Origin of the sequence: Streptomyces sp. NPDC018964, assembly GCF_044390325.1 — a bacterium.
GTDB lineage: Bacteria > Actinomycetota > Actinomycetes > Streptomycetales > Streptomycetaceae > Streptomyces.
Genome location: NZ_JBIRYZ010000011.1, coordinates 1 through 23,399 on the forward strand (window position 1 = coordinate 1; position 23,399 = coordinate 23,399).

The window sequence follows — 23,399 nt, forward strand, 5'->3', positions numbered from 1 at the left end:
AGAAGGGCGTCCAGGCTGGTAGTCACACACGAGCCAACGGGCGCCCTTCGCCATGGTCGCGGCCAGCACAAACATCGGACTCATTCATCTAGCGGCAGTACACGTCCCGCCGGGGACGTTCGCCGGTGGCGAGGAAGCGGGAGACCGCGCGGTCGCCTGCACGCGGGGGCGGCTCAGCGGCGGACGGTGGGTGGTGGTCCGTGGTGGGGGTGGGGGTGTCGAAAACCGTGAACACTTCGGGCCGAAGTGTTCACGGTTTTCGAAGGGGGTGTCCTGGGGGAGGCCCTCATGTGGTGGTTGGGGTGGGGATCGGAGAGTTGCTCCCCTCTCTTCCGGCCGCTCGCTCGCTTCTCCCCCGCGGAAGCACGACACGGGCAAAGAAGCGAGTGGCCCGACGGGGCGTGTGCACTCCGTTCAGGCACACGCCCCGACTGACGGTCACACCTCGACCGGCGTCCAGTACGGTCCCTGGGTCGCCTTCAGCCGCTGAAGGGCTGTCAGCCGTACCGTGAACAGCACAGCGGCCCCGGCGGTGACGGCGTACAGGAGGTCGACGGCGAGGTACAGCGTCACGGCGTCGCTGAGCCCGGTGAGCGAGTCGGTCATGTCGAGGCGTGCGGAGGCGTACCGGCCGAGCAGGACCGTTCCGACGAACAGGCTCCACCACAGGTTCACCGGCCACGTCGGCACCTGGCGCGATTCCCCCTCGGTCGGCAGCGGTGTGCAGGCACCCCACATGTCGACCGCGACGCGGTACGGCAGCCACAGGTTGGCCACGGGGACGAACCACGCGCCGATCGCCCACCCGGACCCCATGCGGAACCGGTCCGGCGCCAGGGGCCCGGTGCGGCGGCGCATCAGGAAGAACCAGGTGATGAAGAGCACCACGCAGAGCAGACTCGTGGCCACCTGGACCCGCCCCGCGTTCTCGTACAGCGAGTACGCGGACTCCAGGTCCGACACGGTCGTGGCGGTCACATCGCCGTCGACCACCGCGCGGAGCCGGACGCCGGTGTACACGGCGAACAGGTCGCTGAGCGCGGCGGCCGCGAACGCCGCCACCACGGCGATGAGGAGGCCCTGTGGAGCGAGTGGCGGAGTGTTGCCGGGCAGCGGTGGATGCGGGCTGAGCCCATCCTTGGAAGCGAGCATGACGACGGCCCCCCACGGGCGGTAGAACGGAGATCACCCGCGGAAGATCGCGCGCGGACGCACGATACGTCGGACGGCGAGCGGCCGTCCACGTCAATTCGCCTGCGGCCAGGGCCTATTAGCGGCCGATGCCGCCTATGAACTTCGCCCAGGCCACCGACCCGACGACGATCACCGGTCCGCCGTCCACCTTGCTGTCCCGGACGGGCACGACGCCGGGGAGTCCGGCGGCGACTTCGAGACAGCTACCTCCATTGCCGTCGCTGTACGTGCTCTTGCGCCAGCGGGCGGCGCCGGGGAAGTCGGAGGCGACTTCGACGCACTCGCCACCGTTGCCGTCGCTGTGGCTGCTCCTGCGCCAGCGTGCGTTACTCAGCTCGTACTCTCGCATCGTCTGAAGTCCTCCGCTGCCGACTCGATCAGGGCCAGGGACGCCTCCGGCGGAAGTGCGGCGGCCCTGATCAGATCGTATGTCTCGGTCACACGCTTCACCACAGCCAGATCGTCCAGCAGATTCCCCGAATACACAGCCTCTGTATAGGCCGTTGGCGGCGCGTCCTCGAACTCCATGAGCCGCAGTGTTCCGTTCATGACCGCGTACGCGCCGGCCACGTACGGCAGTACCTGCACCAACACCGTTCGTTTCGACGCGAGCGCCACCAGGTGTTCCAGCTGCCACATCATCGCAGCGGCTCCGCCGACCGGGACACGCAGCACGTGCTCATGAAGGATGACCCAATAGACCGGCCGTGTCGCGTCGCTGAGGATGCGCTGGCGCTCCATTCGGCCGGACACCTTGTCCTCGATGCATGCGTCCGATGCGAATGGGTTCATCGCAAGCGTCACCGCCCGTGCGTACTCCGGCGTCTGCAACAGGCCCGGTACAAGCGCGGGTGCGAAGTCGCAGATCTTCGTCGCCAGCGCTTCCAGTTCTGCCGCCTTCGCGAAGTAATCCGCGTACCGCCGATCGTCAATCAGCTTCCGGCACAGCCGCTCGAAAATACCGTCGGTTTGCAGCACCCCGTCAATCCGCTGCGCCACGTCCAATTGCGGCTTGCGAATCGCCTGTTCGAACTGGCCGATGTAGCCGCCGGACACAAACACCCGCGCACCCAGCTCCACCTGCGTGAACCCGGCGTCCTCGCGCCGCCGCTTCAGTTCCGTGCCGAAGAACTCCCACGCCGCCTGGCGCGAACCATTGGCCATGGCCAACCCCCTTGTACTGACCCGCGCTTGTAGCGCACAGCCTCCTGCCGAGTGTAGATGTGGCACGGCATTCTTGAGGTGCGAAGAGTGAAAACGAAAAAGCGAGGGGATCACCGTGGAGGCACGACACTCGGCGCTCTGCGTCGAAGAAGCGGAGGAAGTGGTGAAGGAATTGCGGGCGGCACTCGCGAAGGCCGGAATTTCCCTGCCGTCACTGGGGCTGGACCCGGTGAGTCTTGCGCGGGAGGCGCCTTGTCCGCTCGTCGAACTGGGACGGTGTTCCGTGGAGACCGCGCGGCGGATCGTGGCGGCGGTGATGCGGTGAAGCCGCCCGTCGGCGCGTATGTCGTGGACACCAGGACCGAGCGGATCGGCGTCGTCATGGGGCATGAGGGGCCCTACGTCCAGCTGAGACCGTACGGCGGCGGCCGGGAGTGGGACGCCGACCCCCGTGCCGTACGGCGCGCCACGCCCGCCGAGCGGCTGCACGCGGCGACGGCGTACGCCAATGCCCGGAGCCGGGGGGAGGTGCCGTGAACGTGGGCGACAATGGATGCCATGAGTCTGTTCCGCGACGACGGCATCGTGCTGCGCACCCAGAAGCTGGGTGAGGCGGACCGGATCATCACACTGCTCACGCGCGGTCACGGACGAGTACGCGCGGTGGCGAGGGGCGTGCGCCGGACGAAGTCGAAGTTCGGCGCGCGTCTCGAACCGTTCTCGCACGTGGACGTGCAGTTCTTCTCGAAGGGGAGCGAGCTGGTCGGGCGCGGCCTGCCGCTGTGCACGCAGAGCGAGACGATCGCGCCGTACGGCGGCGGGATCGTCACCGACTACGCGCGGTACACCGCGGGCACCGCCATGCTGGAGACCGCCGAGCGGTTCACCGACCACGAGGGCGAGCCGGCGGTGCAGCAGTACCTGTTGCTGGTCGGGGCCCTGCGGACGCTGGCGAGGGGCGAGCACGCGCCGCATCTCGTGCTCGACGCGTTCCTGCTGCGCTCCCTCGCCGTCAACGGGTACGCGCCCAGCTTCACCGACTGCGCGAAGTGCGGGATGCCCGGGCCGAACCGGTTCTTCTCGGTCGCGTCCGGCGGTTCCGTCTGCGTCGACTGCCGGGTGCCCGGCAGCGTCGTACCCTCGCCGCAGGCCCTGGGACTCCTCGGCGCGCTGCTTACGGGAGACTGGGAGACCGCGGACGCGTGCGAGGCGCGGTACGTCCGGGAGGGGAGCGGGCTGGTGTCCGCCTACCTGCACTGGCACCTGGAGCGCGGGCTGCGCTCGCTGAGGTACGTCGAGAAGTAAGCACGAGGAGACGAGAGACACATGGTGGTACGCGGGTTCCTGGGGCGTCAGCGCCAGGAGTACAGGACGCCGGAACCGCACCCGTCCGGCGCGCGGCCTCCGAAGATCCCCGGGGAACTGGTCCCCAAGCATGTGGCGATCGTCATGGACGGCAACGGGCGGTGGGCGAAGGAGCGGGGGCTGCCGCGCACCGAGGGGCACAAGGTCGGTGCCGAGCGGGTGCTGGACGTGCTCCAGGGCGGGGTCGAGATGGGGGTCGGCGCGATCTCGCTGTACGCCTTCTCCACCGAGAACTGGAAGCGGTCGCCGGACGAGGTGCGCTTCCTGATGAACTTCAACCGGGACTTCATCCGCAAGACGCGCGACACCCTCGACGAGCTCGGCATCCGGGTGCGCTGGGTGGGGCGGATGCCCAAGCTGTGGAAGTCGGTGGCCAAGGAGCTCCAGGTCGCCCAGGAGCAGACGAAGGACAACGACCGGCTGACGCTGTACTTCTGCATGAACTACGGCGGGCGCGCGGAGATCGCCGACGCCGCGCAGGCGCTCGCGGAGGACGTGAAGGCCGGGCGGCTCGACCCGTCGAAGGTCACCGAGAAGACCCTGCAGAAGTACATGTACTACCCGGACATGCCGGACGTGGACCTGTTCCTGCGGCCGAGCGGTGAGCAGCGCACGTCCAACTACCTGCTGTGGCAGAGCGCCTACGCCGAGATGGTCTTCCAGGACGTGCTGTGGCCGGACTTCGACCGCCGTGACCTGTGGCGGGCGTGCCTGGAGTTCGCCTCCCGGGACCGGCGGTTCGGCGGGGCGATCCCGAACGAGGAGTTGCTGGCCATGGAGGGCACGCAGCCCGACGGCTGACGCCGGGACGCGGGACGTTAGGGTCCCGCCTCATGGATCACCAGGGGCGGGACACCATTCAGGACAGGGGCACCGATGCCGTCGAACTGGTCTACCGGCCGACGCGCACCGACATCCTCCGGGGCATCCAGACGCGTGCACGTGTGCGAGGGCTGGCGCCGGTACGGTGGATGTTCGTCGTGCTGTTCGCCGGATTCGCCGCGTTCACCGCGCTCGGAGGGGCGGACGCCGCGGTGCTGACCGCGCTTTCGCTGCTGACCGCGGTCCTGATCTGGGGCACGCCCCGGCTCCAGGCCGGCCAGGTGTTCCGGGCCGTCTCGTGGCAGGGCGAGTACCGCGTCACGGTGACCGATGCCGGGATCACGGTCGAGACCGAGCACACGACGGTGGTGCAGCGCTGGACGCTGTTCCGCGGTTACCGCGAGACTTCCGAGCACATGGTGCTGCTCAGTCGTGACCCGGGCGTTCTGGTGCTGGAGGTCGAGCCCAAGCGCGGGCTGCGTGGCGAGGAGGACCTCCAGCGCCTGCGGGCTCTGCTCGATCGGCATCTGGCCCGCGTGTGACGGGGGGGCCGGGCGGGGGTGTTCGCGCTGCCCGGCGGTTGCGGGGTGCCGTCGCGCCCACCCATGCCGATGGGGGCACCTCCCAGGCCTTTAAGGCACTGGGGGAGGCACGACTGCCCGCGGCTGGCGGGGCGACTGCCCGCGGCTGCGCTACACCGCAGCGCACTCCGCGCAGGTGCCGAAGATCTCCACCGTGTGGGCCACGTTGACGTAGCCGTGTTCCGCCGCGATGGCCTCCGCCCACTTCTCCACCGCCGGGCCCTCCACCTCCACCGCCTTGCCGCAGCTGCGGCAGACCAGGTGGTGGTGGTGATCGCCGGTGGAGCAGCGGCGGTAGACGGACTCGCCGTCGGCGGTGCGCAGGACGTCGACCTCGCCGGCGTCGGCGAGGGACTGGAGGGTGCGGTAGACCGTGGTGAGCCCGACCGAGTCGCCCTTGTGCTTGAGCATGTCGTGGAGTTCCTGCGCGCTGCGGAACTCGTCGACCTCCTGGAGGCAGGCCGCCACGGCGGCACGCTGCCGGGTGGAGCGGCCCTTCACGGGTGGTCCTGCGGTCGTCACGGGGATGCCTCCTCATCTGTGGCCTCTGCCCGGGCCATTGTGCCAGTCCGGGCGGAGGGCGGTCAGGCGCCGACCGTGTCACCTGCCGTGCGGCTGGCCGGAATGGCGCACTCGGCGGGGTCGCCGCCGGGGTGCGCGGCGGCCAGGGCCCGGGCCCGGCGGCGGGCCAGCGGGGCGGCCAGCACGGTCAGCGCGATGAACGCGGCGATGGTCAGCAGCACGATCGTCGCGCCGGGCGGCACGTCCTGGTAGTACGAGGTGACCGTGCCGCCGATGGTCACGCTCACGCCGATCGCGACGGCGATCGCGAAGGTGGCGGCGAAGCTGCGGGTGAGCTGCTGGGCCGCCGCGACCGGCACCACCATGAGCGCGCTCACCAGCAGCAGGCCGACCACGCGCATCGCGACGGAGACCGTGACCGCGGCCGTGACCGCCGTGAGCAGGTTGAGGAACCGCACCGGCAGGCCCGTCACCCGGGCGAACTCCTCGTCCTGGCTGACCGCGAACAGTTGCCGGCGCAGACCGACGGTGATCGCGACCACGAACGCGGCCAGCAGGCAGATCGCGGTCACGTCCGACTCGGAGACCGTGGACAGGGAGCCGAAGAGGAACGAGGAGAGGTTCGTGGTGGAGCCGCCGGGGGCGAGGTTGATGAACATCACGCCGCCGGCCATACCGCCGTAGAAGAGCATCGCGAGGGCGATGTCGCCGCGGGTCCTGGCGTACCAGCGGACCAGTTCCATGAAGACGGCGCCGAGGACGGAGACGAGCGTCGCCATCCACACCGGGGACCAGGAGAACAGGAAGCCGAGGCCGACACCGGTCATGGCGACGTGGCCGATGCCGTCGCCCATGAGGGCCTGGCGGCGCTGGACGAGGTAGATGCCGACGGCGGGGGCGGTGATGCCGACCAGGACGGCGGCGAGCAGCGCCCGCTGCATGAAGGCGTAGTCGAGGATGTCCATCGGATTCAGCTCAGCAGTCCCGTGCGGATCGGTTCGGTACCCGCGGGGGCGTGCGGGTGGACGTGGTCGTGGCCGGGCAGCGCGTGCTGGCCGACCGCCTCGGGGGGCGGGCCGTCGTGCAGGACGCAGCCGTCGCGCAGGACGACCGCCCGGTCGATCAGGGGCTCCAGGGGGCCCAGTTCGTGCAGGACGAGGAGGACCGTGGCGCCCTCGGAGACCTGGTGCCTCAGGGTCTCGGCGAGGACCTCCTGGCTGGCCAGGTCGACGCCCGCCATCGGCTCGTCCATGATCAGGAGTTCGGGGCCGGCGGCGAGCGCGCGGGCGATCAGGACCCGCTGGTGCTGGCCGCCGGAGAGGGCGTCGACGGGGTCCTTGGCGCGGTCCGCCATGCCGACCAGGTCTAGGGCGTGGCGTACGGCCTCGCGGTCGGCCTTGCGGAAGAGGCCGAAGCGGGTGCGGGCCAGGCGGCCGGAGGAGACGACCTCGGTGACCGTGGCGGGCACGCCGCCGGCGGCGGTGGTGCGCTGCGGGACGTAGCCCACGCGTGCCCAGTCGCGGAACCGGTGCCGCGGGGTGCCGAACAGCTCGATCTCGCCCGCGCTGACGGGCACCTGGCCGATGACGCTGCGCACGGCCGTCGACTTGCCGGAGCCGTTGGCGCCGAGCAGGGCGACGACCTCACCGCGGCGCACGGTGAGGTCGATGCCGCGCAGGACGGGGCGCGAGCCCAGCTCGGCGCGGACGCCGCGCAGGGAGATGACGGGCCCGGTCGTCATGCCGTCCTCCGGTGGTTCGTCGGTCACTTGGTTCCCAGGGCCGTCCGCAGGGCCTCGAGGTTGGCTTCCATGACCTGGAAGTAGTCGTCGCCGCGGGAGGCGTCGGTGATGCCCTCGAGCGGATCCAGGACGTCCGTCTTCAGTCCGGTGTCGCCGGCGAGGGTCTTGGCGGTCTTGTCGCTGACGAGCGTCTCGTAGAAGACGGTGGTGACGCCGTCGGCCTTCGCCATCTTCTGGAGTTCCTTCACGCGGGCCCCGCTGGGCTCGGACTCGGGGTCCAGGCCGCTGATGGCCTCCTCGGTCAGGCCGTAGCGCTCGGCGAGGTAGCCGAAGGCGGCGTGCGTGGTGATGAAGACGCTGTTCTTCCTGTCCGCGAGGCCGGTCTTGAACTTCTCGTCGAGCTCGTTCAGCTCGCCGACCAGAGCCGCGGTGTTCTTCTCGTAGTCGGCGGCGTGGTCCGGGTCGGCCTTCGCGAAGGCCTTGCCGACGCCCTCGGCGACCTCGGCGTACTTCACCGGGTCGAGCCAGACGTGGGGGTCCTTGCCGCCCTCCGTCTCATGGCTGTGGCCGTGCTCCTCCTCGGAGTGTTCCTCCTCGGAGTGTTCCTCCTCGGCGTGCTCGTCCTCGGCGTGCTCGTCCTCGTGGCCGCCGGCCTCGGTGCCGTGCTCCTCGAGGGAGGTCAGGGTCGCCGCGTCGATCTTCGTCTCCACCGGGGACTGGCCGATGGCCTCGTCGACGGAGGGCTGGAGGCCCTTGAGGTAGAGCGCCGCGTCGGACTCCTCGAGCTGCGCGGTCTGCCGGGCGCTGATCTCCAGGTCGTGCGGCTCCTGGCCGGGCTCGGTGAGGCTGGTGACGCTGACGTGCTCGCCGCCGATCCGTTCGGCGAGGAAGGCCATCGGGTAGAACGACGCGACGACGTCGAACTTGTCGGTGTTGCCCGCGGCGGCACTGTCGGAGGAGCAGGCGGTCAGGGTGCCGAGACCGAGGGCGGTGACCGCGGCCAGGGCGGCCGCGGATATGTGATGTCGTCGTACGTTCATGACACCCATTTTCAACAAATATGGAAACCGTTGTCAACAAAGCACGTGGGAGGTCTTCAGGGGGCACCGAATTGGTCGCGGGGCAGGCCACGCCGGTAGCCTGAGGGCTTCGCTGGAAGCAATCTCGCTTCGTCGCCCGTCGTCGTAATGAAGAGAGCACCGTGGCCGCCGACAAGATCGACACCATCGTCAGCCTGAGCAAGCGCCGTGGCTTCGTATTCCCCTGCAGTGAGATCTACGGCGGCCAGCGTGCCGCCTGGGACTACGGACCGCTGGGTGTCGAGCTCAAGGAGAACCTGAAGCGCCAGTGGTGGCGCTACATGGTCACCTCGCGCGAGGACGTGGTCGGTCTCGACTCGTCCGTGATCCTCGCCCCGGACGTGTGGGTCGCCTCCGGTCACGTGGCGACCTTCACGGACCCGCTGACCGAGTGCACCTCCTGCCACAAGCGGTTCCGCGCGGACCACCTGGAGGAGGCGTACGAGGAGAAGAAGGGCCACGCCCCCGAGAACGGCCTCGCCGACCTCAACTGCCCCAACTGCGGCAACAAGGGCACCTTCACCGAGCCCAAGCAGTTCTCGGGCCTGCTCTCCACCCACCTCGGCCCCACGCAGGACTCCGGCTCCATCGCCTACCTGCGCCCCGAGACCGCCCAGGGCATCTTCACCAACTTCGCCCAGGTGCAGAGCTCTTCGCGCAAGAAGCCGCCGTTCGGAATCGCCCAGATGGGCAAGTCCTTCCGCAACGAGATCACGCCCGGCAACTTCATCTTCCGCACCCGCGAGTTCGAGCAGATGGAGATGGAGTTCTTCGTCAAGCCGGGCGAGGACGAGCAGTGGCAGGAGTACTGGATGGAGCAGCGCTGGAACTGGTACACCGGTCTCGGCCTGCGCGAGGAGAACATGCGGTGGTACGAGCACCCGAAGGAGAAGCTCTCCCACTACTCCAAGCGCACCGCTGACATCGAGTACCGCTTCCAGTTCGGCGGCAGCGAGTGGGGCGAGCTCGAGGGCGTCGCCAACCGCACCGACTACGACCTCTCCGCCCACTCCAAGGCCTCCGGCCAGGAACTCGCCTACTTCGACCAGGAGGCCGGCGAGCACTGGACTCCGTACGTCATCGAGCCGGCGGCCGGTGTCGGCCGGGCGATGCTCGCCTTCCTGCTCGACGCGTACGTCGAGGACGAGGCGCCCAACGCCAAGGGCAAGATGGAGAAGCGGACCGTGCTGCGGCTCGACCACCGCCTGGCCCCGGTGAAGGTCGCGGTGCTCCCGCTGTCCCGCAACGCGGAGCTGTCGCCGAAGGCGAAGGGCCTGGCGCAGGCGCTGCGGCAGAACTGGAACGTCGAGTTCGACGACGCCGGTGCGATCGGGCGCCGTTACCGCCGCCAGGACGAGATCGGTACGCCGTTCTGCGTCACCGTCGACTTCGACACGCTGGACGACAACGCGGTGACCGTGCGGGAGCGCGACACGATGAAGCAGGAGCGGGTGTCGCTGGACCAGATCGAGGGGTACCTCGCCTCTCGGCTGATCGGCGCGTAGCCGCTGCGCGGGCTCGCTTCAGGCCCCCGGTGCCTGATCACTCAGTGGTCCGGCACCGGGGGCCTCGCGTTCGGCACCCTCGGCACCCTTGGCACTCGTCGGTTCGGGTTCGACGGGTCCACCGTCGCCTGGTGCGCCTGTGTCAGGTGCTCCTGTGCCTTGAGTAACGGCAGGAGCCGCGCGCTTCTGCGCCAGCCGCAGGTGTCGCACCTGAGCGTGCGCTGGACGCCGGTGCGCTGGAGGCGCACGGTGTGCGCACGGCCGTGCAGGTCCCAGCGGCTGACCTTGCTGGTGTCGGTCTGTGGCATGACTCCTCCGGAGGCCGGGGCGGTGGTCGCCGTTCTCCTGCCCCGTGTCCACCGGGGGCAGTCGTGCCTCCCCCAAGCCTGGGAGGTGCCGCAAGGCGGCAAGGAGTGTGCCGCGGCGCGACGTGCCGGGGCCGCGTTGGGTGTGGGCCGGGGGATGTGTGCGCGGCCCGGCGCTAGCGGGGTGCCGTCGCGCCCACCCGTGCCGCCCTGCGGCACGATTGCCCGCGGTTGCGGGGGGCTGTGCTGCTCTGCGGCGCGACGTTCCGGGGCCGCGGTGGGTGTGGGCCGGGGGTGTGTGTGCGACCCGGCGCTTGCGGGGTGCCTCCCCCAGAGGGGGTATCCCCAGCGCCCACCCGTGCCGCCCTGCGGCACGATTGCCCGCGGTTGCGGGGGGCTGCCCGCGGTTGCGTGGGGGTGCCGGTCAGGTGCTGGCTTCTGTGGTCTGGCGGATCTCCGGCGACTCCAGCCGCTTTGCCGTGCGTGCGGCGGTTTCGCGGGCCCAGCGGCCCGAGCTTGCCGCGCCCACGACCAGCACCGCGAGGCCGCACCCCGCGAGGATCCACCACCCCGGCCGTGCCGCCGTCACGAACGTGTCCGCGTACGACGACGAGCCCACCCCCGCCGCCAGCACCGCGCCGATCACCGCGACGCCCAGCGCCTGGCCGAGCTGACGGCTGGTGGACGCGACCGCCGAGGCCACCCCCGCCTGCGCGGTCGGCATGCCGGAGACGGCGGTGTTGGTGATGGGGGCGTTGACGAAGCCGAAGCCGACGCCGAAGAGGACGTACCCGAGGAAGAGGGTGACGTTCGACGTCTCGGCCTCGAAGAGGGCGAAGAGGAGCCCGCTGACCGTCATCGCGCCGCCGGCGATCAGTAGCGGCAGGCGCGGGCCCCGGCTGCCGACCAGGCGGCCGGAGAGCGGGGCGCACAGGAAGGTCGGGACGGCCATCGGGAGCATCCACAGGCCCGCGTCCAGGGCGCTCAGGCCCCGCACGTTCTGCAGGTACAGCGTGGACAGGAACAGGAAGCCGCCGAGCGAGGCGAACGCGCTCACGGCTATCACCGTGGCCCCGCTGAACGGAGCGGAGCGGAAGAAGCGCAGGTCGATGAGGGGTTCGCGGCGACGGGGCTCGTAGGACAGGAGGGCGACGAGGGCGGCCAGGGCCAGGACGGCGTACGGAGCGGTCGCCGCGAGGGAGACGTGCGGGGCCTCGATGATCGCGTAGGTCAGGGAGCCGAACAGGACGATCACCAGGAACTGACCGACCGGGTCCGGGCGGCGGGCCTTCGGGGCGCGGGACTCCGGGACGAAGCGCCAGGTGAGCAGCAGCGCGGCCAGGCCCACCGGCAGGTTGATCCAGAAGATGGAGCGCCAGCCGACCGACTCCACCAGCAGCCCGCCGACCAGCGGTCCCGCGGCCATCGAGATGCCGACGACCGCGCCCCACGCGCCGATCGCGCGGGCCCGTTCGCGGGGGTCGGTGAAGGTGTTGGTGATGATCGACATGGCGACCGGGTTGAGCATCGAGCCGCCGACCGCCTGCACCATCCGGAACACGACCAGCCACGACAGGTCCGGTGCCAGGGAGCACAGCACCGAGCCGAGGGTGAAGACCACCAGGCCCGCCATGAACACCCGTCTGCGGCCGATCCGGTCGGCGGTGGAGCCGGCCAGCATCAGCAGGGACGCCAGGACGAGCGTGTAGGCGTCGATGGTCCACTGCAGCCCCGAGGTGCTCGCGTGGAACTCCCGTTGCATGGCGGGCAGGGCGACGTTGAGGACCGTGTTGTCCAGGCTCACGATCAGCAGGCTCATGCAGCAGATCGCGAGCACCAGCATGCGTCGGCCATGGCTGAGCTCGGGCATGGGTGCCATCGTACGCGCGTTTCGATAGTGCGGTTAACTAATGACCATTACACGATCATCGGGTGCGGGCGTGCCGGGTACTCCTCGGCGTGCGGGACAATGGGGGAATGCCCACTTCGTCGCCGACCACGGACACGGCCCTGCACATCGGCCCGCACGCGGTTCAGTCGCCCGTCGTGCTCGCCCCCATGGCCGGGATCACCAACGCGCCCTTCCGCACCCTGTGCCGAGAGTTCAGCGGCGGCAAGGGCCTGTTCGTCAGCGAGATGATCACCACCCGGGCGCTGGTCGAGCGCAACGACAAGACCATGCAGCTCATCCGCTTCGACGAGACCGAGAAGCCGCGCTCCATCCAGCTCTACGGCGTCGACCCGGCGACCGTCGGCAAGGCCGTCCGCATGATCGCGGAGGAGGACCTCGCCGACCACATCGACCTCAACTTCGGCTGCCCGGTCCCCAAGGTGACCCGCAAGGGCGGCGGCTCGGCCCTCCCGTACAAGCGGAACCTGCTGCGGTCGATCCTGCGCGAGGCCGTGAGCGGGGCCGGGGACCTGCCGGTGACGATGAAGATGCGCAAGGGCATCGACGACGACCACCTGACCTACCTGGACGCCGGCCGGATCGCCGTCGAGGAGGGTGTCACCGCCATCGCGCTGCACGGCCGCACCGCCGCCCAGCACTACGGCGGCACCGCCGACTGGGACGCCATCGCCCGGCTGAAGGAGCACGTCCCGGAGATCCCGGTGCTCGGCAACGGTGACATCTGGTCGGCCGGGGACGCGCTGCGGATGGTGCGCGAGACCGGCTGCGACGGGGTGGTCGTGGGGCGTGGCTGCCTGGGGCGGCCGTGGCTGTTCGCGGACCTGGTGGCCGCCTTCGAGGGACGCGCCGACGCCTTCGTACGGCCCACCCTGCGCGAGGTCGCCGACGTCATGGTCCGGCACGCCACGCTGCTGGGGGAGTGGATCGGCGACGAGTCGCGCGGGGTGATCGACTTCCGCAAGCACGTCGCCTGGTACCTGAAGGGCTTCGCGGTCGGCTCCGAGATGCGCAAGCGGCTCGCGGTCACCTCCTCGCTGGAGGAGCTGCGGTCCGGGCTCGACGAGCTGGACCTCGACCAGCCCTGGCCGGCCGGCGCCGACGGGCCCCGCGGCCGTACGTCCGGCAACAACCGGGTGGTGCTGCCGGACGGCTGGCTGAAGGACCCGTACGACTGCGCGGGCGTCGGCGAGGACGCGGAGCTGGACACCTCCGGCGGCTGATCACTCCCCGGTGGGGTGCGGGACGGAGCCGTAGGCGGTCAGGAAGCGGTCGCGGAACGCGCTCATCCTCCACACCGGCGCGTCCTCCGCCGGGCGGAGCCCCTCCGTCCAGTTCCAGGCGTCGATCTTCTCCAGCACCTTCGGGTCCTTGGCGACGACCGTCACCGGCACGTCCCGGCTCGCGTGGTCGCCGCTGACGCGGGCGATGGGCTGGTGGTCGCCGAGGAAGACGAGGACGGTGTCGTCGGTGCCGTAGCGCTCCAGCCACTGGGTGAGGCTGGTGACCGAGTACGCGACCGACCTGCCGTACTCCCGCCGGGACGCGGTGGAGTCGGCGATGACGTCGGAGGATTTCCTCCCCGCCTTCCGGATCGCGTCGAAGACCGAGCCGTCGCCGAGCTCGTCCCAGTCGACCAGCTCGGGGATCGGCGCCCAGGGCTGGTGGCTGGAGGTGAGGATGATCTCCGACATCAGCGGCCGGTCGCGTTCGCGGCCGTGCTCCAGGCGCTGGAAGGCCTCCAGGGCGTACTGGTCCGGCATGGTCGACCAGCTGAACTTCGGCCCCCGGTAGCCGAGGCCGAAGGCGTCGTAGACCTTGTCGAGGCCGTACCACTTCGCCTCCGGCCAGGCCTTCTGCACGCCCGGCATCACGCCGACGGTGTCCCAGGCGCCGGTCTTCTGGAACGCCTTGGTGAGGGTGAGGCGGTCGCCGGAGGTGACGGTGCGGTAGCGCTGCTGGTTGTCGATCCACAGGCCGGACAGGGCGGTGGAGTGGCCGAGCCAGCTGCTGCCGCCGTACGTCGCCGAGGTGAGCCAGCCGCTGCGGGCGTGGTAGCCGGCCTTCGCGAGCGCGGCGGTGCGGGTGTCGAGGACGCGGGTGACGCCGGGGCCGATCAGGGGGTCCTCGACGGCGGTGCGGCCGTAGCTCTCGATGAAGGCGAAGACGACGTCCTTGCCGCGCAGGTCCGGGACGAGCTGGTCGGGGGGAGTGGCGCCGAAGGCGTCCGCCCGCGCCTCCTTCGCGAACGCCGCCTCGTCGCGCAGGGTGTCCACCACGCGCCGCGCCTGTCCCTTCAGGGCGCCCGCGGCGCGGTCGGAGGCGACCGGCACGCCGGAGACCTGCACCCCGAGCGCGGCGCAGGCGACCCACGCCGTCCCCGCGATCAGCACGCCCCGGCCGGCGCGGACGCGGTGCCGGGCCAGCAGACCACCGAGCCGGACGGTGGCCAGCGCCATGACGGTCACCAGGAGCAGGGCGAGGACGACCGCGCCGACGGCGGCGGCGGTCGCGGCCGTGGAGCCCATCGAGTCCGCGATGTAGGACTGGGCGTCGTCGAGCAGCCCCCAGTCGAGTACGACGTTGAAGCCGCGGCCCAGGTACGCGGTGAACCCGATGTCCAGCAGGTTCAGCACGGTCAGGACGCCGATGCCCGCCCCGTACAGCGCCGCCACGACGATCCGCGGCCGGCGGGGCAGGGCGAGCAGCAGGACGGCCCCGATGACCGCCTCCGCCGGTATCCGGGTGAACCGGTCGGGCCGGAGGGCCGGAGCGGTGTTCGGCATCAGGAGGGCGCCGACGACGAGGGCGGCGGCGAGGACGTGCAGCGTCCGGCGGAGGGCGCGGGCGGCGACGGGGTGCGCGTCCCGCGCGTCGCGCAGGCGGGTGCGAGTGTGGATGCGCGCGTCGCGCAGGCGGGTGCGGATACGCGTGTCGCGTAGGCGGGTGCGGATGTGGATGCGTGCGTCGCGCAGGCGTGTGAAGACAGGCAACCCGGAGGTTCCTTCCGTACCGAGCCCGGTGGGGGCGGACCCGGCGTGGGGGTCCGGGTCCGCTGTCGTTCCGTACGGGCGGGATGACCGGTGCGTTCATCCGGCCGGCGGACTTCGGGTGCCGGACCGGTCCGCATGGTGGAATCCGGCTCGCTGTGGCAGCGTGATTCTCGCCACCCTTGATAAGGGATCCGCTCAGATGAGCGGATCATGGGCGACTGCACTTCTCAAAGGGTGGCACTCGGTGCCACCTCTTGATCGTTCAACGGGCGAAATCAAACGTGGAGATTGCCGCTCATGTGAGCGAGTGGGAGGGGGTTGAGGAGGTCGATGTGTTCAAGAGGTGAAAACATTCGGCCGTCGCGGCTTGCCAAGCTTTGACTTTCGATCCGCTGGCGGACGACCGGTTACAGGCGCATGACGCACAAGTGGACGTACCCAGAAGCCTTTGATCTGGGTACATTCTCGCCGTCAGGGCAGCCACCGCGTCCTCGAGGAGTCGAGACCCGTGTCGGAAAACAAAGACCCCCACGTACCGAAGTTCGTTTACGACTTCACCGAGGGCAACAAGGACCTCAAGGACCTGCTGGGCGGCAAGGGCGCCAACCTCGCCGAGATGACCAATCTGGGCCTTCCCGTCCCGCCCGGCTTCACCATCACCACCGAGGCCTGCAAGACCTACCTCGACAGCGGCGAGGAGCCGGCGGCACTGCGTGACGAGGTGAGTGCGCACCTCGACGCCCTCGAAGCGACGATGGGCAAGAAGCTCGGCCAGGCCGACAACCCCCTCCTCGTGTCGGTCCGCTCCGGGGCGAAGTTCTCCATGCCGGGCATGATGGACACCGTCCTCAACATCGGCCTCTCCGACAAGTCCGTGCAGGGCCTGGCCGCGCAGGCCGGCGACGAGCGGTTCGCGTGGGACTCCTACCGGCGCCTCGTCCAGATGTTCGGCAAGACCGTCCTCGGCGTCGACGGCGAGCTGTTCGAGGACGCGCTGGAGGCGGCGAAGGCGGCCAGGAAGGTCACCGTCGACACCGAACTGGAGGCCGCCGACCTCAAGAAACTCGTCACCAAGTTCAAGAAGATCGTCAAGACCGAGTGCGGCCGGGACTTCCCGCAGGACCCGCGCGAGCAGATGGACCTCGCCATCAAGGCGGTCTTCGACTCCTGGAACGGTGACCGCGCCAAGCTCTACCGCCGCCAGGAGCGCATCCCGCACGACCTCGGCACCGCCGTCAACGTCTGCTCCATGGTCTTCGGCAACCTCGGCCCCGACTCCGGCACCGGCGTCGCCTTCACCCGCGACCCCGCCAGCGGCCAGCAGGGCGTCTACGGCGACTACCTGCAGAACGCGCAGGGCGAGGACGTGGTCGCGGGCATCCGCAACACGGTCCCGCTCGCGGAGCTCGAGCGGATCGACAAGAAGTCGTACGACCAGCTCCTGCGGATCATGGAGACCCTGGAGAACCACTACAAGGACCTCTGCGACATCGAGTTCACCATCGAGCGCGGCCAGCTCTGGATGCTCCAGACCCGCGTCGGCAAGCGCACGGCGGGCGCGGCCTTCCGCATCGCCACCCAGCTCGTCGACCAGGGCCTGATCGACGAGGCCGAGGCGCTCACCCGCGTCAACGGCGCCCAGCTCGCCCAGCTGATGTTCCCCCGCTTCGACGAGGACGCCAAGGTCGAGCAGGTCGGCCGCGGCATCGCCGCCTCCCCGGGCGCGGCGGTCGGCAAGGCGGTCTTCGACTCGTACACCGCCGTGAAGTGGTCGCGCTCCGGCGAGAAGGTCATCCTGATCCGCCGCGAGACCAACCCCGACGACCTGGACGGCATGATCGCCGCCGAGGGCATCCTCACCTCGCGCGGCGGCAAGACCTCCCACGCGGCCGTCGTCGCGCGCGGCATGGGCAAGACCTGCGTCTGCGGCGCGGAGGAGCTGGAGGTCGACACCAAGCGCCGCCGGATGACCGTCCCCGGCGGGCACGTGGTCGAGGAGGGCGACGTCGTCTCCATCGACGGCTCCTCCGGCAAGGTCTACCTGGGCGAGGTCCCGGTCGTCCCGTCCCCGGTCGTGGAGTACTTCGAGGGCCGGATGCACCCGGGCGCCGACGACGCCGACGAACTCGTCGAGGCCGTGCACCGGATGATGGCCTTCGCCGACCGCAAGCGCCGGCTGCGGGTGCGGGCCAACGCCGACAACGCCGAGGACGCGCTGCGGGCGCGGCGCTTCGGCGCCCAGGGCATCGGCCTGTGCCGCACCGAGCACATGTTCCTCGGCGACCGCCGCGAACTGGTCGAACGCCTGATCCTCGCCGACACCGAGGCCGAGCGCGAGGAGTCCCTGAAGGCCCTGCTGCCGCTGCAGAAGCGGGACTTCGTGGAACTCTTCGAGGCGATGGACGGCCTCCCGGTCACCATCCGCCTCCTCGACCCGCCGCTGCACGAGTTCTTGCCCGACATCACCGAACTGTCGGTCCGCGTCGCCCTCGCCGAGTCCCGGCAGGAGCCGCACGAGAACGAACTGCGCCTGCTCCAGGCCGTGCACCGCCTCCACGAGCAGAACCCGATGCTGGGCCTGCGCGGTGTCCGCCTCGGCCTGGTCATCCCCGGCCTGTTCACCATGCAGGTGCGGGCCATCGCGGAGGCCGCCGCCGAACGCAAGGCCGCCAAGGGCGACCCGCGCGCGGAGATCATGATCCCGCTCGTCGGCACGGTCCAGGAGCTGGAGATCGTCCGCGAGGAGGCCGACCAGGTCGTCGCCGAGGTCGAACAGGCCACCGGCACCCGGCTGAAGCTCGCCATCGGCACGATGATCGAGCTACCGCGCGCCGCGCTGACCGCCGGCCAGATCGCCGAGGCGGCGGAGTTCTTCTCCTTCGGCACCAACGACCTCACCCAGACGGTGTGGGGCTTCTCCCGCGACGACGTGGAGGCCTCGTTCTTCACGGCGTACCTGGAGAAGGGCATCTTCGGGGTGTCGCCGTTCGAGACGATCGACAAGGACGGCGTGGGCTCCCTGGTCGCCGCCGCCGCGCAGGCCGGCCGCGCCACCCGCCCCGACCTGAAGCTCGGCGTCTGCGGCGAGCACGGCGGCGACCCGGAGTCGGTCCACTTCTTCCACGAGGTCGGCCTGGACTACGTCTCCTGCTCCCCGTTCCGCATCCCGGTCGCCCGCCTGGAAGCCGGCCGCGCGGCCGTCACGTCGACGGGCAGCGACCACCGCTAGCCCCCACGGGGCGAATCGAGCCCCGGAGCCGTCGTCTGTCACCCGACCACCCTCACCGATCGGCGACGGCTCCGGACCACGAAAGAGAGGGCGGCACCCGTGCGGGGGTGCCGCCCCCTCATACAAGGGGCTCGTCCCCCACGCACGAGTCCAGCACGCGGAGGTACTCAGGCCCGAGATCTTCCAGCCGGGATCTGATCCAGCGCCTCCCGGACTCGTCGAGCATGCTCCAACGCCAGGAAAGCGCATGCCGCGAACGGCGCTCACGTGTGAACACGCTGCCGCCCAGAGCGTTCACGAACCCATGGCAGATGTCCGCGATCAGGTGGATCTCGCCCAGACGGTCCGCCTGGGCAGGGTCATCAGTGGTGACGGCGACTCCGGAGCGGGCCGACAGGCGGATCTCCAGAATCCCCCGCGTCAGCAACTCGCTGATCACCTTGCGTGCCGTACATCTCTTCATTCGGCGCCCCCGAACACGGATCGGTGTATCCCACAGGCACACGGAGACCGACGGTCACCCCGGTGCGTTCGCTCGGGCTGCCGTCCTTCGACGGCAGGTCCCGATGTAGTGTCCCGTGCCGGACTTGCACAGCCGCCACGGCGGGGAACACGGGGAACGCGGTGCCGTTTCGGATACACAGGAGCGGCATCAGGCCGTTGAGCGCCATGGACGGGTACGCCGTCGACCCCTGGCGGTCGTTCCGGCGCACGGTCGGGGTGGTGCTCTTCGGGTGGGCCGCCGCGGCCGTCACCGCCAGGGCGTCCTACCTGGCGCTGCGCTGGGTGTGGGTGCCCATCGCGGTGGGGTTTTTGCTGTGTCTGGCGTTCGCCGTGTTCCTGATGCTGCTCCATCGTGCGGGGTGGATCGCCCTGCTGTCCTTCGTGCCGGGGCTGTTCGTCCTCGTCGGGGCCGTCCAGTACGCGCCCGAGGCGGCGTTGGAGGTGCGCGGGGTGCGCGAGAGCGTGGTGATCGGCGGGCTTGTGGCGTGGACACTGATGGCGGTCCTCGCCGGACGACGCGGGCATGTGCGCCGCCGACGCGGGAAGACCGACTCCCTGCTGCTGTCCCTGTAAGCAAGGGAGCCGGTCTTCGCGCGGGACGACGTCAGTCGGAGTCGCCGCGGCGCCTGCGGGCCGCGATCATCACGCCGCCGCCCAGGAGGACGACGGCCGCGCCGCCGGCCGCGATGTACGGCGTGGCGTTGCTGCCGCCGGTCTCGGCGAGGTCGGTGCCGCCGCCCTGCTCCTTGCTGTCGGAGCCGGTGTTCTCCGCGTTCTTCGTGTTCCCGGTGTCGCTCGCGGTCTCCTGGTAGGGCTTGAAGTCCGCCGGCGGCTTGTCGCAGCCGATGCCGTCGCCGTCGCGGTCCAGGTGCTCGCCGTAGTGGGCGCTGCTCTCGGGGATGTTGGCGTGCCCGTTCTCGTACGCCTCGGTGCAGTTCTCGAACGGGGTGTTGCCGCCGTGCGCCTCGGCGGTGGCCGGTACGGCGGCCAGGGCGAGCGCGGCGAGGACCGCGGCGGCGGAGGTACGGAACGGATGCATGGCGAAGAGTCCCCCAGATCGGGTTATTGCGTGTACTTGGTGCGAGGTGCCCGAAGTTACTGGGGAGCCTGTGATGTGTGGAGGATACGAGGAACTCGTGATGCGAACGTGACGTGACCGGAAGGTAACTCTCCGCTGCGGCGCGGTGTGATGGGTCGGCGTCGGCCTCTGTGGCCTCAGACCTTGATGACGCGGACGCCCGGTTCGCACAGCATGACGAGGTCCTCGGGGTCCGAGGTCAAAAGGGTGACGGGTGTGGGGGAGGCCAGGGCGGTGGCGGCCACGATGGCGTCGAGGGCGTACTTGTGACCGTGGAGTCCCGCCGCGGCGAGGAGCTTGCTGGCATGCCGTGCGACGGCCTCGGTGGGCGGGACGATGTTCACCCGGGAGACGGCGTAGTCGAAGCGGGCTTGGTTCGTCCTGGGGTCGCGGGCTTCGACGAGGGTGACCGAACTGGTGATGACGCGGATGTCCTCGGCCTCGGCGGCCGCGAGCCATTCGGTGAGCTCGGGTGCGCGGCGCACCAGTTTGGAGAGGCCCTCGCAGTCCAGCACGAGGGTGCCGCTCATGCGGCGTCCGCCGAGCCGGCCGCGTCACCGCGCAGGATTGCCCGCTTGGCCTCGACGGCAGCGGGATCGGCCGGTCCGTGTTCGGCCTCCGCCTCCGCGATGAGCTCGTGCAGCCGGTCGCGCTCCAGTTGGCGCTGGATGAGCGCTTCGACGTAGGCGGACATGCCCCGCCTGCCCGCGCGCGCCTTGAGGGCGGCGATGGTGCCTTCGTGAAGGGACACCGAGACCGGACGGACGGGGCCTTCGCCAGGAGCGGGGTCGGGAGAAGCGGTCATGAGGGTGACTTTAACAAATTTCTTGTTAATCGCCGTCCGGCTTTCCCCGCACCCCCTGGACCGGTCAGAGCGGTACCGCCACCGCCGTGAACGTCGTCTCCGGGGTCTGCGGGCTGGTGAAGCGCGCGTTGACCAGGTAGAGGCGGTCGCGGAAGCGGGCGGCGGTGGCGGGGACGTCGAAGCGGGGGTCGGTGATCGAGCGGCGCAGGGTCGCCGTGGTGGCGCGGGCGTCCAGGTCGAAGACCGTGACGACGTTCGAGCGGTTCTGTACGACGTACAGGGTGCGGCCGACGCGGACCAGACCGTCGCCGTTGACCACGTTCTCCGCTCCGGAGAGGGTGATACGGGTGGCGCGTCCGGTGCGCAGGCTCACGCGGTGGAGCTCGCCGGGCGTGCTCTTGACCACGATCACGTCGCACCCGTCGGGGGTGCTGACGATGCCGTTGGCGTTGTTGACGTCCGGCAGTTGCTCCCAGTCGCCGGTGAGCGGGAGGGCGCGGACGCTGCCGCCCCGGCCGCGCGGGACGCCGTACAGGACCGCGTCGCGGGAGTCGGTGAACCAGGCACGGTCGGGGAAGAGGACGACGTCGTTGATGAAGTGGCCGGCGGGTGCGGTGAGTTCGTACGTCCCGCGCGGCTCGCCGGTGCGGGCGTCGACGGTGCGGGCGGTGCCGCCGGCGCCGCCGGAGACGTACAGCAGGCCGTCGTCGCCCAGCTTGAGGCCGATGGCCGCGAGGCCGGGGGCGCCCTCGTGGAGGACTCCGCCCCTGCCGGTGCGCAGATCGGCGCGGTAGATCGCGCCGTCGGCGCGGGAGCCCAGGTAGGCGTACGGTGCGCTGCCGATGGTGATGCCCTCGGGCAGCCAGCCGTCCGGCAGCGGGAACTCGGTCGGCCAGGCGGGCCGGTGGCCGGCGGCGTGTGCCGTACCGGTGCCGGCCGCCGCCGCCAGCGCGGCGACGGCGGCACCGCCGAGCAGGGTGCGCCGGGAAGGGTGGGGGTGCTTGCGGGTCATGGTTCGGGCCTCCGTGACGGATGGGGGTGGGGCTCGAAACTGGGCAGGAACGATGCAACCCCAAGAACCCGCCGTGCGGAACGGATGACACGGACCGACAGGAACCCGACAGCCGGGGTGCCCGGCCCGGTGCGGGGTCAGGCCGTCTGGCCGCCGTCCACCACGAGGTCGGTGCCGACCACCGACGCCGCGTCGTCCGACGCCAGGTACAGCACCGCCGCCGCGATCTCCTCGACCGCCGATACGCGGCCGAGCGGCATCTCGCGCCTCATGCGCTCCGCCCGTCCGTCCTCCGTCTCGCCCGGCCGCAGCGACATGGCCGTGTCCGTCGCGCCGGGGCTGACGGCGTTGATGCGGACCCCCTCCGCGATGTGGTCCAGGGCGGCGCCCCGGGTGAGCGCGGAGACGGCCGCCTTGGTGGCGGCGTAGGCGGTGGCTCCCGGGGTGCGCTTGTGCGGGCCGAACGTGGAGGAGATGTTCACGATCGCGCCGCCGGCCGGCTGGGTGCGCATCTGGCGGATCTCCGCGCGCAGGGCGTGGAACACGCCGGTGACGTTGATGTCGAGTTGGCTTTGCCAGTCGTCGTCGGTCAGTTCGGCCAGGGGCTGCCCGCCCCGGAAGACGCCCGCGTTGTTGACCGCGACGTCCAGTGAGCCGAAGTGACCCACGGCGGCGTCCACGGCGGCCTGGACGTCCGGGGCGCGGGAGACGTCGGCGGTGACGGCCAGCGCCTTGCCGCCGGCCCGCTCGATCAGGGCCACCGTCTCCTTGAGCGGCTCCGGCCGTCGTCCGGCGACGACGACGTGCGCGCCCTCCGCGGCGAGGGCGAGGGCGACGGCCCGTCCGATGCCGGAGCCGGCGCCGGTGACCAGGGCGGTGCGGTCGGTGAAGCGGCTGGTCATGATCTCCCCTGATTCTTGACCGATCGGTTCAGTATGAGGTCAGGCGTCGAGGGCCGCCGTCCGGCGGCCCTCGGGTGGTTCAGTCCTCGAGCAGTGCCAGCGCCTGTTCCGCCGCGTCCCTGATCCTGGCCGGGTCCGCGGACGCCTTGCCGACCACCCGCATCCCCTGCAGCAGGACGAGCAGCATGCGGGCGAGGGCGAGCGGATCGCGGCCGGCGGGCAGTTCGCCCTGGGCCCGGGCACGGACGAGCGCCGCGTGCAGCACGGTCTCCAGCCGGTCCCAGTTACGCTCGACCCGCCGCGCGGCCGTCACGTCGTGCGGGGCCAGCTCGGCCGCCGTGTTGGTGATGAAGCAGCCGCGGACGCGCAGGTCGTCCTCGATCGCCTCGGCGGCGTAGCGCCGCACGAGCGCCCGCACGCCCGGCAGGGCCGGGCCCGGCCGGGACAGGTCCTCCAGCATCGGCGGGAGCAGTCCCCGCTCGTAGTGCTCCAGCGCTTTCAGGTACAGCTCGCGCTTGCTGCCGAAGGTCGCGTAGAGGCTGGCGCGTCCGATGCCGAGACCGGTGACGAGGTCGGACATCGACGTGGCCTCGTAGCCGCGCTGCCAGAACAGCTCCAGGGCTGCCCGCAGCGCGGCGTCCGGATCGAACTCCTTGGTCCTGGCCACGTGGAGCAGCCTAGGATTTTCT

The 23,399-nt window shown here is 70.6% G+C and carries 25 protein-coding genes and 1 pseudogene; 9 read left to right on the forward strand and 17 right to left on the reverse strand.

Going from position 1 to position 23,399, the window contains the following annotated elements; all coding sequences use genetic code 11:
- Nucleotides 1-438 precede the first annotated feature (438 nt).
- From ACH5AO_RS19895 to ACH5AO_RS19905, 3 genes are all read right to left on the reverse strand, one after another.
- Nucleotides 439-1,152, reverse strand: a complete 714-nt coding sequence (locus tag ACH5AO_RS19895; RefSeq protein ID WP_398926354.1) for a DUF4328 domain-containing protein — start codon at nt 1,150-1,152, stop codon at nt 439-441.
- 118 nt (nt 1,153-1,270) lie between these two features.
- Nucleotides 1,271-1,543, reverse strand: a complete 273-nt coding sequence (locus ACH5AO_RS19900; protein WP_398926356.1) for a DUF397 domain-containing protein — start codon at nt 1,541-1,543, stop codon at nt 1,271-1,273.
- Nucleotides 1,525-2,358, reverse strand: a complete 834-nt coding sequence (locus ACH5AO_RS19905) for a helix-turn-helix domain-containing protein (RefSeq protein ID WP_398926358.1) — start codon at nt 2,356-2,358, stop codon at nt 1,525-1,527. Before ACH5AO_RS19905 ends, ACH5AO_RS19900 begins: the two co-directional genes overlap by 19 nt.
- A gap of 115 nt (nt 2,359-2,473) precedes the next feature.
- On the opposite strand from ACH5AO_RS19905, the gene ACH5AO_RS19910 reads away from it, so the two are divergent.
- The 5 genes from ACH5AO_RS19910 to ACH5AO_RS19930 are packed head-to-tail and all read left to right on the forward strand — an operon-like array spanning nt 2,474 to nt 5,087.
- Nucleotides 2,474-2,683 carry a hypothetical protein gene (locus ACH5AO_RS19910; RefSeq protein WP_398926360.1) on the forward strand — a complete coding sequence of 70 codons (210 nt, stop codon included), beginning with the start codon at nt 2,474-2,476 and terminating at the stop codon, nt 2,681-2,683.
- Complete coding sequence (locus ACH5AO_RS19915; protein WP_398926362.1) at nt 2,680-2,895, forward strand: hypothetical protein; 216 nt, start codon at nt 2,680-2,682, stop codon at nt 2,893-2,895. The genes ACH5AO_RS19910 and ACH5AO_RS19915 overlap by 4 nt, the downstream gene beginning before the upstream one ends.
- A gap of 21 nt (nt 2,896-2,916) precedes the next feature.
- Nucleotides 2,917-3,663: a DNA repair protein RecO gene (gene recO / locus ACH5AO_RS19920; protein WP_217127384.1), complete on the forward strand. Its 747-nt coding sequence runs from the start codon at nt 2,917-2,919 to the stop codon at nt 3,661-3,663.
- A gap of 21 nt (nt 3,664-3,684) precedes the next feature.
- On the forward strand, nt 3,685-4,524 hold the full coding sequence (locus tag ACH5AO_RS19925) for an isoprenyl transferase (RefSeq protein WP_398926364.1): 840 nt from the start codon (nt 3,685-3,687) through the stop codon (nt 4,522-4,524).
- Nucleotides 4,525-4,556: 32 nt separating this feature from the next.
- Complete coding sequence (locus ACH5AO_RS19930) at nt 4,557-5,087, forward strand: YcxB family protein (RefSeq protein WP_398926366.1); 531 nt, start codon at nt 4,557-4,559, stop codon at nt 5,085-5,087.
- A 150-nt stretch (nt 5,088-5,237) separates the two neighbouring features.
- On the opposite strand, the gene ACH5AO_RS19935 is transcribed toward ACH5AO_RS19930, so the two are convergent.
- The 4 genes from ACH5AO_RS19935 to ACH5AO_RS19950 form a co-directional block, all read right to left on the reverse strand.
- Entirely contained in the window at nt 5,238-5,648 is a 411-nt protein-coding gene (locus ACH5AO_RS19935; protein ID WP_398926368.1) for a Fur family transcriptional regulator, read from the reverse strand.
- A gap of 62 nt (nt 5,649-5,710) precedes the next feature.
- On the reverse strand, nt 5,711-6,613 hold the full coding sequence (locus ACH5AO_RS19940) for a metal ABC transporter permease (protein WP_398926370.1): 903 nt from the start codon (nt 6,611-6,613) through the stop codon (nt 5,711-5,713).
- A gap of 5 nt (nt 6,614-6,618) precedes the next feature.
- A complete protein-coding gene (locus ACH5AO_RS19945; RefSeq protein ID WP_398926372.1) occupies nt 6,619-7,389 on the reverse strand; it encodes a metal ABC transporter ATP-binding protein in 771 nt (256 codons plus the stop codon).
- A gap of 23 nt (nt 7,390-7,412) precedes the next feature.
- On the reverse strand, nt 7,413-8,429 hold the full coding sequence (locus ACH5AO_RS19950) for a metal ABC transporter substrate-binding protein (protein WP_398926374.1): 1,017 nt from the start codon (nt 8,427-8,429) through the stop codon (nt 7,413-7,415).
- A 161-nt stretch (nt 8,430-8,590) separates the two neighbouring features.
- Between ACH5AO_RS19950 and ACH5AO_RS19955 the strand changes: the two genes are divergently transcribed.
- Nucleotides 8,591-9,973, forward strand: coding sequence for a glycine--tRNA ligase (locus tag ACH5AO_RS19955; RefSeq protein WP_398926376.1), 1,383 nt, complete (start codon nt 8,591-8,593; stop codon nt 9,971-9,973).
- Nucleotides 9,974-10,083: 110 nt separating this feature from the next.
- Here ACH5AO_RS19955 and ACH5AO_RS19960 read toward each other — a convergent pair.
- Nucleotides 10,084-10,281: pseudogene (locus tag ACH5AO_RS19960) on the reverse strand (hypothetical protein); the annotation flags it as partial.
- A 421-nt stretch (nt 10,282-10,702) separates the two neighbouring features.
- Complete coding sequence (locus tag ACH5AO_RS19965) at nt 10,703-12,148, reverse strand: MFS transporter (protein ID WP_398926378.1); 1,446 nt, start codon at nt 12,146-12,148, stop codon at nt 10,703-10,705.
- A gap of 107 nt (nt 12,149-12,255) precedes the next feature.
- Here ACH5AO_RS19965 and dusB point away from each other — a divergent pair, with 107 nt between their 5' ends.
- On the forward strand, nt 12,256-13,410 hold the full coding sequence (gene dusB / locus ACH5AO_RS19970) for a tRNA dihydrouridine synthase DusB (protein WP_398926380.1): 1,155 nt from the start codon (nt 12,256-12,258) through the stop codon (nt 13,408-13,410).
- Here dusB and ACH5AO_RS19975 read toward each other — a convergent pair whose 3' ends face one another.
- Nucleotides 13,411-15,180, reverse strand: coding sequence for a CDP-alcohol phosphatidyltransferase (locus ACH5AO_RS19975; RefSeq protein ID WP_398926382.1), 1,770 nt, complete (start codon nt 15,178-15,180; stop codon nt 13,411-13,413).
- 508 nt (nt 15,181-15,688) lie between these two features.
- On the opposite strand from ACH5AO_RS19975, the gene ppdK reads away from it, so the two are divergent.
- Nucleotides 15,689-18,409 carry a pyruvate, phosphate dikinase gene (gene ppdK, locus ACH5AO_RS19980; RefSeq protein WP_398926384.1) on the forward strand — a complete coding sequence of 907 codons (2,721 nt, stop codon included), beginning with the start codon at nt 15,689-15,691 and terminating at the stop codon, nt 18,407-18,409.
- Between the two features lie 118 nt (nt 18,410-18,527).
- Here the strand turns inward: ppdK and ACH5AO_RS19985 are convergent, their stop codons facing one another.
- Nucleotides 18,528-18,848 (reverse strand): hypothetical protein, encoded by a 321-nt coding sequence (locus ACH5AO_RS19985; RefSeq protein ID WP_398926386.1) that lies wholly within the window; start codon nt 18,846-18,848, stop codon nt 18,528-18,530.
- Nucleotides 18,849-19,078: 230 nt separating this feature from the next.
- Here ACH5AO_RS19985 and ACH5AO_RS19990 point away from each other — a divergent pair, with 230 nt between their 5' ends.
- Nucleotides 19,079-19,486: a hypothetical protein gene (locus tag ACH5AO_RS19990; RefSeq protein ID WP_398926863.1), complete on the forward strand. Its 408-nt coding sequence runs from the start codon at nt 19,079-19,081 to the stop codon at nt 19,484-19,486.
- A 31-nt stretch (nt 19,487-19,517) separates the two neighbouring features.
- On the opposite strand, the gene ACH5AO_RS19995 is transcribed toward ACH5AO_RS19990, so the two are convergent.
- From ACH5AO_RS19995 to ACH5AO_RS20020, 6 genes are all read right to left on the reverse strand, one after another.
- Nucleotides 19,518-19,952, reverse strand: a complete 435-nt coding sequence (locus ACH5AO_RS19995) for an LAETG motif-containing sortase-dependent surface protein (RefSeq protein WP_398926388.1) — start codon at nt 19,950-19,952, stop codon at nt 19,518-19,520.
- A 176-nt stretch (nt 19,953-20,128) separates the two neighbouring features.
- Nucleotides 20,129-20,521 (reverse strand): type II toxin-antitoxin system VapC family toxin, encoded by a 393-nt coding sequence (locus tag ACH5AO_RS20000; protein WP_398926390.1) that lies wholly within the window; start codon nt 20,519-20,521, stop codon nt 20,129-20,131.
- Nucleotides 20,518-20,796: a hypothetical protein gene (locus ACH5AO_RS20005; RefSeq protein ID WP_398926392.1), complete on the reverse strand. Its 279-nt coding sequence runs from the start codon at nt 20,794-20,796 to the stop codon at nt 20,518-20,520. The genes ACH5AO_RS20000 and ACH5AO_RS20005 overlap by 4 nt, the downstream gene beginning before the upstream one ends.
- A gap of 64 nt (nt 20,797-20,860) precedes the next feature.
- A complete protein-coding gene (locus ACH5AO_RS20010; protein WP_398926394.1) occupies nt 20,861-21,808 on the reverse strand; it encodes an SMP-30/gluconolactonase/LRE family protein in 948 nt (315 codons plus the stop codon).
- A gap of 137 nt (nt 21,809-21,945) precedes the next feature.
- Nucleotides 21,946-22,710 carry an SDR family NAD(P)-dependent oxidoreductase gene (locus ACH5AO_RS20015; RefSeq protein WP_398926396.1) on the reverse strand — a complete coding sequence of 255 codons (765 nt, stop codon included), beginning with the start codon at nt 22,708-22,710 and terminating at the stop codon, nt 21,946-21,948.
- Nucleotides 22,711-22,789: 79 nt separating this feature from the next.
- Complete coding sequence (locus ACH5AO_RS20020) at nt 22,790-23,377, reverse strand: TetR/AcrR family transcriptional regulator (protein WP_398926398.1); 588 nt, start codon at nt 23,375-23,377, stop codon at nt 22,790-22,792.
- Nucleotides 23,378-23,399 lie beyond the last annotated feature (22 nt).

Bases quoted from the DNA above. Each gene is read 5' to 3' on its own strand.
- ACH5AO_RS19895 (WP_398926354.1), bottom strand. From the start codon at position 1,152: ATGCTCGCTTCCAAGGATGGGCTCAGCCCGCATCCACCGCTGCCCGGC.
- ACH5AO_RS19900 (WP_398926356.1), bottom strand. From the start codon at position 1,543: ATGCGAGAGTACGAGCTGAGTAACGCACGCTGGCGCAGGAGCAGCCAC.
- ACH5AO_RS19905 (WP_398926358.1), bottom strand. From the start codon at position 2,358: ATGGCCAATGGTTCGCGCCAGGCGGCGTGGGAGTTCTTCGGCACGGAA.
- recO (WP_217127384.1), top strand. From the start codon at position 2,917: ATGAGTCTGTTCCGCGACGACGGCATCGTGCTGCGCACCCAGAAGCTG.
- ACH5AO_RS19925 (WP_398926364.1), top strand. From the start codon at position 3,685: ATGGTGGTACGCGGGTTCCTGGGGCGTCAGCGCCAGGAGTACAGGACG.
- ACH5AO_RS19930 (WP_398926366.1), top strand. From the start codon at position 4,557: ATGGATCACCAGGGGCGGGACACCATTCAGGACAGGGGCACCGATGCC.
- ACH5AO_RS19940 (WP_398926370.1), bottom strand. From the start codon at position 6,613: ATGGACATCCTCGACTACGCCTTCATGCAGCGGGCGCTGCTCGCCGCC.
- ACH5AO_RS19945 (WP_398926372.1), bottom strand. From the start codon at position 7,389: ATGACGACCGGGCCCGTCATCTCCCTGCGCGGCGTCCGCGCCGAGCTG.
- ACH5AO_RS19950 (WP_398926374.1), bottom strand. From the start codon at position 8,429: ATGAACGTACGACGACATCACATATCCGCGGCCGCCCTGGCCGCGGTC.
- ACH5AO_RS19965 (WP_398926378.1), bottom strand. From the start codon at position 12,148: ATGCCCGAGCTCAGCCATGGCCGACGCATGCTGGTGCTCGCGATCTGC.
- dusB (WP_398926380.1), top strand. From the start codon at position 12,256: ATGCCCACTTCGTCGCCGACCACGGACACGGCCCTGCACATCGGCCCG.
- ACH5AO_RS19990 (WP_398926863.1), top strand. From the start codon at position 19,079: ATGGACGGGTACGCCGTCGACCCCTGGCGGTCGTTCCGGCGCACGGTC.
- ACH5AO_RS19995 (WP_398926388.1), bottom strand. From the start codon at position 19,952: ATGCATCCGTTCCGTACCTCCGCCGCCGCGGTCCTCGCCGCGCTCGCC.
- ACH5AO_RS20000 (WP_398926390.1), bottom strand. From the start codon at position 20,521: ATGAGCGGCACCCTCGTGCTGGACTGCGAGGGCCTCTCCAAACTGGTG.
- ACH5AO_RS20005 (WP_398926392.1), bottom strand. From the start codon at position 20,796: ATGACCGCTTCTCCCGACCCCGCTCCTGGCGAAGGCCCCGTCCGTCCG.
- ACH5AO_RS20010 (WP_398926394.1), bottom strand. From the start codon at position 21,808: ATGACCCGCAAGCACCCCCACCCTTCCCGGCGCACCCTGCTCGGCGGT.
- ACH5AO_RS20015 (WP_398926396.1), bottom strand. From the start codon at position 22,710: ATGACCAGCCGCTTCACCGACCGCACCGCCCTGGTCACCGGCGCCGGC.